This window comes from Glycomyces sp. NPDC021274 (assembly GCF_040641195.1).
Classification (GTDB): Bacteria; Actinomycetota; Actinomycetes; order Mycobacteriales; family Micromonosporaceae; genus Glycomyces.
This window is the reverse complement of sequence record NZ_JBFADC010000003.1, coordinates 90,317-103,357: the sequence shown is the minus strand read 5'-3', so window position 1 is coordinate 103,357 and position 13,041 is coordinate 90,317. Positions and strand designations below refer to the sequence as shown.

Annotated in this window: 12 protein-coding genes; 9 read left to right on the top strand and 3 right to left on the bottom strand. The window is 70.1% G+C overall.

The genetic code is table 11. The features are described from left to right. Positions 1-22: 22 nt before the first annotated feature. Positions 23-1,990: a glycosyltransferase family 2 protein gene (locus tag AB0I03_RS08105; RefSeq protein ID WP_360408405.1), complete on the bottom strand. Its 1,968-nt coding sequence runs from the start codon at positions 1,988-1,990 to the stop codon at positions 23-25. Between the two features lie 175 nt (positions 1,991-2,165). Next, positions 2,166-3,185 carry a glutamine synthetase GlnII gene (gene glnII / locus AB0I03_RS08100; RefSeq protein ID WP_270117811.1) on the bottom strand — a complete coding sequence of 340 codons (1,020 nt, stop codon included), beginning with the start codon at positions 3,183-3,185 and terminating at the stop codon, positions 2,166-2,168. A 343-nt stretch (positions 3,186-3,528) separates the two neighbouring features. Between glnII and AB0I03_RS08095 the strand changes: the two genes are divergently transcribed. From AB0I03_RS08095 to AB0I03_RS08075, 5 genes are all read left to right on the top strand, one after another. After that, positions 3,529-4,539, top strand: a complete 1,011-nt coding sequence (locus tag AB0I03_RS08095; RefSeq protein WP_360408402.1) for a hypothetical protein — start codon at positions 3,529-3,531, stop codon at positions 4,537-4,539. 206 nt (positions 4,540-4,745) lie between these two features. Beyond that, positions 4,746-5,123, top strand: a complete 378-nt coding sequence (locus tag AB0I03_RS08090; RefSeq protein ID WP_360408399.1) for a hypothetical protein — start codon at positions 4,746-4,748, stop codon at positions 5,121-5,123. An 82-nt stretch (positions 5,124-5,205) separates the two neighbouring features. Beyond that, positions 5,206-5,583, top strand: a complete 378-nt coding sequence (locus AB0I03_RS08085) for a hypothetical protein (protein ID WP_360408396.1) — start codon at positions 5,206-5,208, stop codon at positions 5,581-5,583. 59 nt (positions 5,584-5,642) lie between these two features. Continuing rightward, positions 5,643-6,053, top strand: a complete 411-nt coding sequence (locus tag AB0I03_RS08080; protein ID WP_360408393.1) for a hypothetical protein — start codon at positions 5,643-5,645, stop codon at positions 6,051-6,053. A gap of 42 nt (positions 6,054-6,095) precedes the next feature. Continuing rightward, a complete protein-coding gene (locus AB0I03_RS08075) occupies positions 6,096-6,599 on the top strand; it encodes a hypothetical protein (protein WP_360408390.1) in 504 nt (167 codons plus the stop codon). 66 nt (positions 6,600-6,665) lie between these two features. Here AB0I03_RS08075 and AB0I03_RS08070 read toward each other — a convergent pair whose 3' ends face one another. Next, positions 6,666-8,960, bottom strand: coding sequence for a glycoside hydrolase N-terminal domain-containing protein (locus AB0I03_RS08070; protein ID WP_360408387.1), 2,295 nt, complete (start codon positions 8,958-8,960; stop codon positions 6,666-6,668). Positions 8,961-9,129: 169 nt separating this feature from the next. Here AB0I03_RS08070 and AB0I03_RS08065 point away from each other — a divergent pair, with 169 nt between their 5' ends. The 4 genes from AB0I03_RS08065 to AB0I03_RS08050 all read left to right on the top strand — a co-directional run bounded on the left by AB0I03_RS08065 (position 9,130) and on the right by AB0I03_RS08050 (position 12,922). Then, on the top strand, positions 9,130-9,861 hold the full coding sequence (locus AB0I03_RS08065) for a hypothetical protein (RefSeq protein WP_360408384.1): 732 nt from the start codon (positions 9,130-9,132) through the stop codon (positions 9,859-9,861). Between the two features lie 155 nt (positions 9,862-10,016). Continuing rightward, positions 10,017-10,505: a hypothetical protein gene (locus tag AB0I03_RS08060; protein ID WP_360408381.1), complete on the top strand. Its 489-nt coding sequence runs from the start codon at positions 10,017-10,019 to the stop codon at positions 10,503-10,505. A gap of 223 nt (positions 10,506-10,728) precedes the next feature. Then, positions 10,729-11,526 carry a hypothetical protein gene (locus AB0I03_RS08055; RefSeq protein ID WP_360408378.1) on the top strand — a complete coding sequence of 266 codons (798 nt, stop codon included), beginning with the start codon at positions 10,729-10,731 and terminating at the stop codon, positions 11,524-11,526. 388 nt (positions 11,527-11,914) lie between these two features. Further along, a complete protein-coding gene (locus AB0I03_RS08050) occupies positions 11,915-12,922 on the top strand; it encodes an LPXTG cell wall anchor domain-containing protein (protein ID WP_360408375.1) in 1,008 nt (335 codons plus the stop codon). The last annotated feature ends 119 nt before the right edge of the window (positions 12,923-13,041 follow it).

Below are 13,041 nucleotides of genomic sequence, written 5' to 3'. Positions count from 1 at the left end.
GGGGAGCGGTTCGAGTGGACGTTCACGGGCGGAGGGCGCCGGCGGTCTTCCAGGTGAGGACCGCGCATGAGGCGCCGATCCAGACGGCGGCGCCCGCGGCGACCGCCCAGGGTGTCAGGGCGGGGGCGACGGCCCAGGTCACCGCCGCTTCCGCGGCGACGGCGCCGAGGCCGAGCGCGGCGGCGGCGAGGTCGCGGCGGCGCACGGCCTCACGCAGGGGCGCCGCGCGGTCGAAGCGGGCGCGGGGGACGACGGGGTGGTCGGGGGCGGGCGCTTCGGCGTGCCCGGCGGACTGCACCAGCGCCGGGTCGGTCTCGGGGCGCTCGAACAGGTAGAGCTCCCGGTAGGCGTCGGTGGGGACGACCACCGGGGAGGTGCCGGTGTCGTCGGTGAACCGCAGGCCCTTGGCGGCGGCGGTCTCGAGCACGGCGGGGTGGATGAGGCCGCGTTCGCCGTCCACCTGCTGCCATTCTGGGCAGTGCGCCAAGCCGATCCGGAGTCCGGCGTCGGCGTCGGCCGCCGCGGCGTCGAGCAGGGCGGAGCGCGCGGTGTCGAGCCGGCACCAGTCGGCGGCGTAGACCCGGTCGTGCACGGTGCTCTTCAGCTGCGAGTTCGGGAGGGTGATGTCCTCGCACACGGGGAACGGCCGCGGCCGGGGGTAGGAGTGCAGGAACGCGGGGGCCTGCCCGCTGCGGATGCGGTGGTGCCAGTGCGTGAACCCGGAGTGGTAGGCGAGGCGGCTGGTGGTCATCCAGTACCGGCCGACCTCGCCGCTGGAGAGCGTGGTGCCGCTGTAGCGGACCAGGGTGAGCGGCTCGCCCTTCATGCGCTTCCAGGAGCGCGGGCCGAAGTGCTCCTTGACGCGCATCCGGAATTCGGAGTCGGCGGTCTTGCGCACCTCGTCGTAGAAGCCGATGTGCTCCCTGATCGCCTCGGTGCGCACCATGACGAGCGTGGAGCGGGAGGCGATGAGCGCGACCTCGGGGTCGACCATGAGCGCGAGGTCGTCGCGGACGGCGAGGCTGCGGGACTCGACCATGACGACGCGGGGGTTGTCGAGCATGGCGGCCACTTGGCGTTCGAGCCGCAGCGGGTGCGCCCAGTCGTCGGAGTCGAGGCCGGTGAGGAACTCGCCTGCGGCGACCGCCATGGCGCGGTTCCGGGCCTGGTAGGTCCCGGCGTTCTCGGGCTGGACGAGGAGCTTCACCCGCGGGTCGAGGCCTACCGCCTCGAGCAGCAGCGCCTCGTACTCGGGGCCGGAGCCGTCGTCGACGAGCAGGAGCTCCCACTGCTGCCAGCTCTGCGCGATGACGGACCGCACGGCACTGAGCAGGGCGGGGCCGGGCTTGTAGCAGGACATGACGACCGAGATGAGCGGGCCGTGCTCGACCGGTTTGACGGGAGCGGTCTGCAGCGCCTCGATGCCGAGCGGTTCGCCCTCGGGGAGGTCGAGGAGGTCCGACCAGCCGGTGAACTGCTTGAACCGGCGCAGGTACTCCTGGGGTGAGCCGCCGTGCTCGGGATGGGCCGCGAGGACGGGGAGGCCGCGGCGCAGGGGGTTGCCGACGCCGCTGAGCTCGTTCAGCAGCTCGAGCGCCCGCTCGGGCCGCCCGGCCCGATGGGCGGCGATCACGTACATGTCGTGGTGCTCGACCGGGAGGCGGCGGGGGCCGAGCCGGCGCGCGAGCTCGAAGACTTCGAGGGCCCACGCGTACTCGTCCTTGTCGCGGGCCATGAGCGTGAGGTAGGCGCCCAGGGCGGTCACGGCCCTGAGGTTGCAGCGGTCGCGGTCGATCCGGTCGGCGCCCGCGGGCAGGTCGCGGAAGACGCCGGGGTCGTCGGGGTGCGCGAGTCGCGCGAGGACGTCGACGGCCAGCTTCGACCGGTGGTAGAGGCCCCACTCGTAGATGCGCCCGATGGAGGCGGGTTTTCCTGATGCGAGCGCGCGCCGGGTCATCTCCGAGGTCGCGGCTGGGTTGTCGATGCGCATTTGACCGTTCTGCATGGGGTTCCGGGGGAGTGGCCCGGCCATTATATACGTCGGCTTCCAGGGGTTTGAGCTGCGATAACGGGCTGCTCCAGGTGATTTCGACGACTGGTCCGGGCACGGCGAAGGGCGCCGCGCGGAAGCGCGGCGCCCTTGCTCGCTCTTGCGGTCCTCGGGGTTAGACGAGGCCCTTCTTCTCCAGGGCGGAGCAGACGGTGTCGACGATCTTGCCGGTCACCAGGTAGGGGTCCATGTTCGCGTTGGGGCGACGGTCCTCCAGGTAGCCCTTCTTGTCCTTCTCGACCTGCCACGGGATGCGGATCGAGGCGCCGCGGTTGGAGACGCCGTAGGAGAACTGGGTGAAGTGGGCGGTCTCGTGGGCGCCGGTGAGGCGGTCCGCGATGCCGTCGCCGTAGACGGCGATGTGCTCGGCGGGCTTGTCGTCCTGGCCCAGGGCCTCGCACGCGGCGATGATGGGCTCGTAGTCCTCGCGCATGGCCTTGGTGGAGAAGTTGGTGTGGCAGCCGGCGCCGTTCCAGTCGCCCTTGGCGGGCTTCGGGTCGATCGTGGCGGAGACGTTCCACTCCTCGGCGGTGCGGTAGAGCAGCCAGCGGGCCAGCCACAGGGCGTCGGAGACCTCGAGCGCGGAGGCCGGGCCGACCTGGAACTCCCACTGGCCGGGCATGACCTCGGCGTTGATGCCGGAGATCGGCAGGCCGGCGGCGAGGCAGTTGTCGAGGTGCTTCTCGACGATCTCGCGGCCGAAGATCTCGTCGGCGCCGACGCCGCAGTAGTAGCCGCCCTGGGGGGCCGGGAAGCCGTTCTCGGGGAAGCCGAGCGGGCGCGAGCCCACCATGAAGGTGTACTCCTGCTCGATGCCGAACCAGGACTCCTGGCCCGCGTACTGCTCGGCGAGCTCGGCGGTCTTGGCGCGGGTGTTGGTGGGGTGGGGGGTGAAGTCGGTGTCGAGGACCTCGCACAGGACCAGGATCGAGTCGCCGCCGCGGATCGGGTCCGGGGTGACCTTGACCGGGCGCAGCACGCAGTCGGAGGAGTGGCCCTCGGCCTGGTTGGTGCTGGAGCCGTCGAAGCCCCAGATCGGGGGCTCCTGGCCCTCGTCGAGGATCTTGGTCTTGGAACGCAGCTTGGCCGTCGGCTCGGTGCCGTCGATCCAGATGTACTCGGCCTTGATAGCCATCAGGTAGGAGCCCTTCGAACGGTGACGCGGGTGCAGCTTCGCCCGAACCGCGCCGTGAAAGGTGAGCCGCGAGCCGTGAAGCTGTGCTGCCACGCTCCCAAAGGGCAATTTCTCGTTCGTTGAAGTCGTGTAAACAGTCTGTTAACCGCTGCTGTGGGTGAGCAGGGATGCGCTGTGCGTCCTGTTGTCGGCGGTAAGTGAGACCAGGCGCCATGAGTCCGACTCACCCTATTTCCGGCGATAAAATATCCTTCACCCCGTATCCCTGATCCGTCCCGTTTCGTTCTAACAGTTGCGAGCGGCGAGAACGCTCGCGCTCAGGTTCAGGACGACGGGGGAGACGATGGGACGCATCGCCGGAGGCAGCGAGGTCACTCGCCGCTTCAGCGTGGTCCGATTCCTCCTCGGCGCCGCGCTCACCGCATTCGGGTCCCTGCTCTTGGGGGCCTTCGCGTTGGCCGCATCCGCTTGGGCATCAGACGATTCCGCAGCATCGCAGGGCCTTGCCGCGATGACCGACCCCCTCTCCGCAGAGGTGTCCGACATGTCGCGCCTGGCCGCGCGACTGGTCCCGCAGAACCAGCTGGGACATCGGGCGACGGCGGGGCAGGGGGAGGTCTCGGGGCTGGTGTCGGGCCTTGACGAGCCGGTGGACTCCCTGGTGGTCGAGACGGGCGGGGCCGTACGCACTGTGTTGCAGGGCGATGCCGTGCCTGGCCTACTCGACTTGGACGACGAGTCCGTCGGAGACCGCACTGCCGAAGTAGTGGCACCGCTGGTAGGAAACCTGGTGAAGGGAACGGCCTCCATTGCGGACGGCCCGGCCTCCGCGGTGCCCGGTGTCTACGAGACTGTCGCGCCCTCGACCGAACCGGTCGATGTACTGGCGCGACTGGTGACCGATGGCCTGCGCCTCGGCGACGGGACGACGCCCGGGAGCGTCCCCGTCGGTGCCGCAGGACAACCGAGCTTCACCATGCTTACGGCGAATCAGGCCTCCAACGAGGTGGCGGCGTCGCTCCACGGAGCGAACAGCGGCCGGCCGGCCGCCGCCGCCGAGTGCTCCGCCGAACACGAGCGGGGGACGGAACGATCCACTGTCGAGGACGTGCGCGGCGTGCCGCGCACCTCGGCCAGGCCGTGGCTGTACGACGGCCCCGGACTGCCTGACCTGAAGATCATCCCCGGTGGAGCCACAGGCTCGACCGTAGGTGTCAGCGTCGACAGCGGCCACACCGCTGTCTGCGCCTCCCCGTCCGCCGCGGGGGAAGAGGTGTCACTCTCCCGCACGGTGATCGGGGAATTGGGGCGGCCGCTGGACCGCGCCGCCGAGCTGTCCGTCGCCCCAGACTAGGGCCTCCGCGCGTCGGTGCGCGGGGAACTTGAAGTCCGCCTTCAAACTCTCCCTCCGGTTGCAGTGCTTGGGGTCTCGCATCCCACGCCCTCCGGCGCTCCGACGCGCGGAAGTCACTCGCACCACCGCCCCCGAACGGGGCGGGAAGACGAACCCAAAGCCGCCCGGGCCTTCCGGGCGCACAACCTAGAAGGAAAACGCAACTCATGCGCAAGGTTCTCACTGTTGCCGCCGTCGCCGCCGGCGCCGCCGCTCTCTCCGCCGCTCCCGCCATGGCCGGTGGCAACAACTCCGGAGTCACCGCCGGGGACGTCTCCCTGGTGAACCTGGACGCCTCGAGCCTGGCCCACTGGCAGATCTGCGGCCAGAACGTCCTGACCCAGTCGTTCGGCCAGGTCTGCGACAACCGCGACCACATCGGCGAGGGCCCGCAGTCCGGCGTCGACGCCGGCGCCACCTCGCTGGTCAACGGCGACGTCTCGAGCGCGCTGCACTGGCAGATCTGCGGCCAGAACATCGCCGTCTCGCCGTCGCTGCACCAGCAGTGCCTGAACTACGACCACCTGTCGGCCGACGCCCAGTAACGGCGCGGTCGAGCAAGTCCCGTCGGGGCGGGCCAGGTCCCGCCCCGACGGTTTCGAAATACAACGATTCGGGGGAACTCCAATGCGCAAGTCCACCTACGTCATCGCCGCCGCTGCGGGCGTCGCCGCCATCGGCGCCGTCGCCTCGCCGGCCATGGCCGAGAACTCCGGCGTCACCGCCGGCGACACCAGCCTGCTGAACATCGACGCGTCGAGCGCCGCCCACTGGCAGATCTGCGGTCAGAACGTCCTCGTGCAGTCCTTCGGCCAGGTGTGCGACAACCGCGACCACATCGGCGAGGGCCCGCAGTCCGGCGTCTGGGCCGGCGACACGTCCCTGGCCAACCTGGACATCTCGGATGCGGCTCACTGGCAGATCTGCGGCCAGAACATCGGCGTCTCGCCGTCGCTGGACCAGCAGTGCCTGAACTACGACCACATGCCCAACACGGCGCAGTAGGTCGATCACGGGGCGGGCCCGACGGGCCCGCCCTTCCGAACTCGAAAGGAACACACGCAATGCGCAAGATCACCGCAACCGCCGCGTTCGCTGCAGCTGGTGTCGCCGTCCTCGGTGCCGCCGCCTCGCCCGCGATGGCCCAGAACTCGGGCGTCCACGCCGGCGACGTGAGCCTCGTCAACCTCGACGCGTCCTCGCTCGCCCACTGGCAGATCTGCGGCCAGAACGTCCTGGCCCAGTCCTACGGCCAGGTGTGCGACAACCGCGACCACATCGGCGACGGCCCGCAGTCCGGCGTCTGGGCCGGCGACGTCTCGGGCGTCAACGCGGACCTCTCGAGCGCGCTCCACTGGCAGATCTGCGGCCAGAACGTCCTGACCCAGTCCTTCGGCCAGGTCTGCGACAACACCGACCACATCGACGACGAGGACGGGTACCCGGACAAGGGCCACGACCAGGGCGACTACTAGCCCGCCGCACGCTCGGGCCAGGTCGAGAAAAGGTAGAGAACAATGGGCAACACCTCCATGGCCGCGGTCTCGGCCGCCGCTGTCGCCGCAGCGGCGCTCTCAGGAGGAGCGGCTTCGGCCTCGACTCCCGACTGGCTGACGATCGCCACGGTGGAGACCGAGCACGATTCGATGCTGCCCGTGCTGTGCGAGAGGGACCAGACCGGTCCGCTCGTGGACACGGCCTGCGCGACACTGCTCAGCGCCGACACCGCGCACGAGGCGGAGACCTACGGGTATCCGCTGCCGGAGGCCCCGTGGGACCACGGGGGCATGCCGACCGTCGTCAACGCGGACATGCGGGACTTCGCCAAGTGGCAGGTCTGCGGCATCGCGGTGGCGGCCTCGGCCGAGGCCGCCGAGTGCGACAACTCGATCCAGGGCCCGAGAACGCCGGTGGGATCCGACAGCGGGATCGCGCTGGTCAACGCGGACGCGACCGGAGCGTTCCACTGGTCGGTCTGCGGCGTCGCCGTCGGAGCGACCTTGGAGTCGTTCGACTGCTGACCGGCGGTCCGCTCTTCATACCCAAGCGGCCGGAGCCTCATGGCTCCGGCCGCTCCCCTGCGTCCCTTAGTACTTGAGGGTCAAGCTCTGGCCGCGTGACAGGCGGACCGCCTCGCCTCGGACCCGCACCACGGTGTCGCATGTGGACACCAGCGTCGCCTCGGTCACCTCGCCGCCGCTCCAGACGAGCCGCTCGACGGTGACACCGCCGCGGGCCCGCAGGCCGCGGACCTCGCCTTCGGGCCAGGCGCTCGGGAGCGCGGGCAGCAGTTCGATCACCGGAGCGCCGTCCTCGGTGCGGTGCGACTGCACGAGCATCTCCGCGATCGCCGCGGTCGTGCCGAAGTTCCCGTCGATCTGGAACGGGGGGTGCGCGCACAGCAGCGAGGCGTAGACCCCGCCGTCCGCGTACTCCGCCCCGTCGCCGCGGAAGCCCACGGGCGTGAGGAACTCGCCGAGCAGGCGGTGCGCGCGGTCGCCGTCGCGCAGGCGCGCCCACAGCGCGGTCTTCCACGCCAGGGACCAGCCGGTGCCCGCGTCGCCGCGCGCTTCGAGGCTCTTCCTGGCGGCGTCGAGCAGTTCGGGCGAGTCCGCGAAGGAGCCGCCGGGGTAGACCCCGTACAGGTGCGAGACGTGCCGGTGGTTCGGCTCGGCCTCCTCGCGCTCCTCGGCCCATTCGAGGAGGCGCCCGTCGGCGCCGATCTTCGGTCCGGCCAGGCGCGGCACGGCCGCCTTGATGCCCGCGACGAGGTGGAGGTCGTCGCCGTGGAGGGTCTCGGCGACCACGTCGGCCGCTTCGAGGACGAACGCGAAGAGCTCGCGCACGAGGGTCGCGTCCATCCCGGTGGACTCGTCGACCGCCGAGTTCCCCTGCGGGGTGACGAACTCGTTCTCGGGACTGGTGGCCGGGTTGGTGACGAGCGTGCCGTCCTTGCCCTCGGAGAGGCGGTCGAGCGCGAACCGGGCCGCGCCCAAGGCGACCGGCAGGTGCTCGGCCAGGAACTCCTCGTCGCGGCTGAAGCGCCAGCGCTCGGCGAGGTGCATCGAGAGCCATAGGCCGGCCATGGGCCAGTTCTGCCAGCACGCGCGCCCCTGCACCGGGACGGTGGTGCGCCAGTAGTCGGTGTTGTGGTGGCAGCACCAGCCGCCCGCGTCGTAGAGGCGGCGCGCGGTCTCGACGCCGGTGCGCGCGAGGTCGCCGACGAGGTCGAACAGGGGCTCGTGGAACTCGGGGAGGCCGCAGGTCTCGGCGGGCCAGTAGTTCATCTCCACGTTGATGTTCGTGGTGTAGTCGCTGTTCCACGGCGGGGTGACGTGGTGGTTCCAGATGCCCTGGAGGTTCGCGGCCTGCGTGCCGGGCCGCGAGGAGCCGACCAGGAGGTAGCGGCCGAACTGGAAGGCGAGCACGGCGAGGTCCTCGTCGCTGCCGCCGGCGGCGCGGCGGTGCAGGCGTTCGGCGGTCGTCGTCTCGGGCGCAGCGGCGTTGTCCACAGGGGTCTGTGGACGGAGGTCGAGGCTGACGCGGTCCATGATCTCGCGGTGCGCGGCGACGTGGGCGTCCTTGACTGCGGACCAGCCTTCGGCGGCGGCCCGCAGGGCCTCGCCTTGGGCGGTGTCGAGCGCGGCCCGCTCGTCGAAGTCGGAGCGGAGCGCGACGTAGACCTCGATGCTGCGGGCACCGCTGATGCGGTGGCCGCCTTCGGTTTCGGTGATCTCGCCGTCGGAGCGCAGCTGGGCGTCGAGGCCGAGCCGCCGCACGCCTTCGGTGCTGGAGTAGTCGGGGTTGCCGCCGTAGACGCTGACGGGTGCGCAGCCGGTGAAGTCGAACGCGGTCGCGGTCGAAGCGGCGGTGCCGCCTTCGTGGGGCCACTCGAAGCGCAGTTCGAGGTCGAACGGTGCTGCGGCGCTCCAGCGCAGGGCGATGACCTGGTATGCGGCGGAGGCGAAGGCCTGGTGCTCGACGCGCCCGCGCGTCACCGTGGCGACGCCGTCGCGCAGGTCGAGTTCGCGCCGCTCTGCCGATGGCCGGCTCTCCGCCGCGTCCGTCTCGGTGTCGCCGGAGTGGGTCACGACGAAGGCGCCGGCGGGCTGGTAGGCGTCGGGCTCCTTGCCCGTCATGCCGGACGCGAGCTGGTCGGCGGCGAAGTAGTCGCCGCGCCGGACCGCTTCGGCGGCTTGGGCGGCGAGGCCTTCGGCGCCTTCGGGGACGCTCCAGGAGCCGTCGCCCGCCCAGAAGCCGTCCTCGTTGAGTTCGATGCGGGGACCCCACAGCATCGCGCCGATGCGGCCCTCCCCGATGGGAAGGCCTTCATGCCAGGCGCCGGGAGCGGTGTCGTACGTGAGCTTCAATGCCACTGCCATGCCTATATCCTATAGGATATAGGCGTCGGAGGTCGATGGGCTTGTCGACCGCCGCCCTCGACCCCAATTGCGACGTTTCCTCGGCATTGCTCCGCGGCGATTGGAAATATCCACATTGAATCGGTTTCAATGACTCCCGATCGCCGCCGGAACAATTATGGTCACCGATATGACGTGGAATACAAGTAGCAAGACGGCATCAGGATTCGCGCTCGCGGTCACTGCGGCGCTGATCGGATCGATGGCGATCGGTTCGCCCGCGCTGGCCGCGGAAGTGACGATCCCTATCAACGAGGGCAACGTGCCGACGACCGCCGGAGGCGCCGGCACCATCTCCTGCGACAACATCCCTGCCGACGAGATCGGCAACGACCAGGACGGCTGGGTGTTCGTCCTGCCGGATTCCGCCGGCGTCGAAGGCAACTTCATCTCGGTGACCGCGACCTTCGAGGACGAGAACGGCGACGAGCACGTGTACACCACCGGCGCGAACGGCGGCATCGTCTCCGGATCGGGCGACAACAAGGCCTACATCATCACACCGGCGGGCTGGACCCTCATCGACGCCGAGGCCCAGGTCACGGACCCCGAGCCGGACGCGTTCTTCAACCTCACGCACGCCTGCCCCGGCAAGCCGGGAGAGGAGCCCACAACGCCGGGGGAGGAGCCCACCACGCCCGGAGAGGAGCCCACCACGCCGGGCAACGGCACCACCACGCCAGGCAACGGCACCACCTCGCCGGGAAGCTCCTCGGCGCCTGGTGAGCAGACCACCTCCGCGAACGGCCTGCCGACCACCGGCGGCTCGACCGGCATCATGCTCGGGCTCGGACTGGTCCTCGCCGCCGGCGGCGTCGTGCTGTTCATGTTCCTGCGACGCCGGGCCCAAGCCGACTCCTAGCCCGCGATACCCACTGCATTGCCCCCGCGGTCCAACCGCGGGGGCGCTTCCTCGCCGCGGGTCGCACCGCCCGAAGTCGACAGCGGATCCTCGATCCTCCGACAAATCCGTCCTATTCGGCCCGAGCCGCGTATGGAACATCTATGGTCTCCGTTATGAAATTGAAACATTTCGGCAAGACCGCATCCGCACTCGTCAGCGCCGGCGTCCTCGCCGGCTCGTTCGCGCTCGCCTCGCCCGCGCTGGCCGCGGTCGAGACGATCCCGATCAACGACGGCAACGTGCCCACGACCGCAAAGGGCTTCGAAGACCAGTCCTGCGACAACATTCCGCCGGACGACATCTCCAAGACCGAGGACGGCTGGGTGTTCGTCCTCCCCGCGTCCGCCGGAGCCGAAGGCAACTTCATCTCCGTGACCGCGACCTTCGAGAACGCGAACGGCGACGAGCGCATCCGCAACACCGACGACCACGGCGGCATCGTCTCCGGATCGGGCGACAACAAGGCCTACATCATCACGCCCCCGGGCTGGACGCTCGTGGACGCCGAAGCCGAGGTCGAAGACCCCGACGACGACGCGTTCTTCAACCTGACGCACACCTGCCCTGGCAAGCCGCGCGGCGGGATGCCTTCGCCGCGTTAGCGTCACGCGGCACCGCGAGGCCCACCACCTCAGCGGCGCCGAGCTCGGCAGCGCCCCCGCGGGGTTCCCGCGGGGGCGCTGCCGTGTCCGGGCCCGGACCCCGGTTCTTCTCCGTTACCGGATCGCGCTGCAACCGAGCACCGCCCGTGCGCGTGATGGCAGTGCCCATCACGAATCCGGCACATTCGTTTCCTTTGGCAGACGGAAAACGGAGCCTCCCCAAGTGGAACTCAAGCAATCCTTCAAACAAGCCGGCCTCCTCGGCCTCGCAGCCGCGGCGGGCCTGGCCGGCTCACTCGCCATCGCCTCGGCGGCGCAAGCTGAGGTCGTTACCATCGCCATCAACGACGGCAACATCCCCACGACCGCCGCGGGTTTCGAAAACCACAGCTGCGACCAGGTGCCCACCATGGGCGCGCACCCGAACGACGGGCTCGAGGGCTGGGTGTTCGTCCTGCCCTCGTCTGCGGGTGCAGACGGCAATTTCATCTCCGTCGAGGCGACCTTCAAGGATGCCGAAGGCAACGAGTACACCTACGAGGCCGTGGATCCCGATGGCGGAATCATCGAAGGATCGGGGAACAACAAGGCGTACATCGTTACTGGCGAGGGTTTGACTCTCGTTGCAGCGACCGCTGAAGTGGAGAACCCCAGCGAAGGTGCCTTCTTCAACTTGACGCACACCTGCCCTGAGGACCACGAAGATACCCCGTCCGGAGAGCCGTCCTCTCCCGGCGAGGAGCCCTCGTCCCCCGGCGAAGAGCCCAGCAGCCCCGGCGAGGAGTCGAGCCCGGTGTGCGAGGAGCCCAGCAGCCCTGAGGCCTCCGCGAGCGCGTCCCCGAGCACCCCGGCCGGTTCCGAGTCCCCCTGCGAGGAAGCCACTTCCCCCGCCGGGAACGGGAACCTGCCGACCACCGGCACCCCGCTGACGATCGCCCTGGTCTCGGCCGCCGCGCTCGCCGCGGGCGGCGCCGCGCTGTTCATGATCATGCGCCGCCGCCGCGAAGCCCAGGACTGGTAGTCCGACCGGCGGCCTTACGACCTCGCGCCTGCCGTTCGAGGACCGACGGCAGGCGCGCGATCCGTGAGCCCGCCAACGGGTCACGACGGGCCGGTCCCCACAGGCCGACCCGGGACAGCCCTTGACGACGCCCCCGCGACCCCCGTTGCGGGGGCGTCGTCATGCCCGCCCGAGTTCACCCCGTTTGCGCAGGTCAGCCGTTCGGCCGATCCACGATCATCCGAATGCGACGCAACGCGGCCTCCGGTATGGACGTGAATGCATTGCCCATCACCGGGCCCAGCGGTTCCCGAGTCGGCCCGCCCGGACCGGTCACTCACGAAACAACAGGCGTAATCGAAACCGGCACGTTCGATTCCTCCGGCCACCCATCACGGAGTGCAATCCCATGAAACTCACACGCCGCCACAAGATCGCGGGGGCCTCTGTCGCCGCGGGCCTGGCGGGAGCCGTCGCGCTCGCCTTCGCCGTCCCCGCGCTCGCGGGCGCGAGCACGCTCATCCCGATCAACGAAGGCAACGTGCCCACGACCGCCGCCGACTTCAAACCCCCGAGCTGCGACCAGATCCCCGCTGGCACCGCCGACTGGCTCGACGGCTGGGTCTTCGTCCTGCCCAAGTCGGCCGGCGCCGAAGGCAACTTCGAGTACATCGAGGCGGTCTTCGAGGAGGACGGCAACGTCATCCGCTATAACACCGAGGACGACGGCGGGATCGTCTCCGGCTCGGGGGACAACAAGGCGTACATCATCACCCCCGCCGGGCTGACCCTCATCGACGCCGAAGCGCGGGTGACCCTCAAGGAGGACGACGGGAAAGGCAAGGAGCCGTTCTTCAACCTGACCCACACCTGCCCCGCGACGGAGCAGCCGCCGGGCGAGGAGACCCCGACGGAGGAGCCTTCCTCGCCGACCGAGGAACCGTCGAGCCCCACGGAGGAGCCCTCGAGCCCGACCGAGGAGCCCTCCTCGCCCACGGAAGAGCCTTCGAGCCCGACTGAGGAACCGTCCAGTCCTACCGAGGAGCCTTCCTCGCCGACCGAGGAACCGTCTTCGCCCACGGAGGAGCCATCCAGTCCGACTGAGGAGCCTTCCTCGCCCACTGAGGAACCCTCCTCGCCCACCGAGGAGCCCTCCAGTCCCACCGAGGAGCCTTCGAGCCCCGCCGAGTCCAGCTCCGCGGTGCCGTCGTCCGAGGCGCCGTCCTCGCAGGCGCCGTCGTCAGGTGCGCCGTCGAGCTCCACGCCCGGCCAGGCCTCGACCTCCCCGGCCGGGAGTTCGCTGCCCACCACGGGTTCGTCCCTGACCTACGCCCTCGGCGCAGGGGCGCTCCTCGCGGCGGGCATCGCCCTGCTCGTGGTGCAGCGCCGCCGCGCCGAGAACGCCGAAGGCGCCTGACCTGGGAGTCGGTGCGGGGCCCGCGGGTTCCCGCACCGAAATCCGGCCCGTTATCGAAACGTTATGCAACCGGCCGTGTCGCCATCGCGTTTAGCAGTTGTCTCAGGACAGGACGCCCG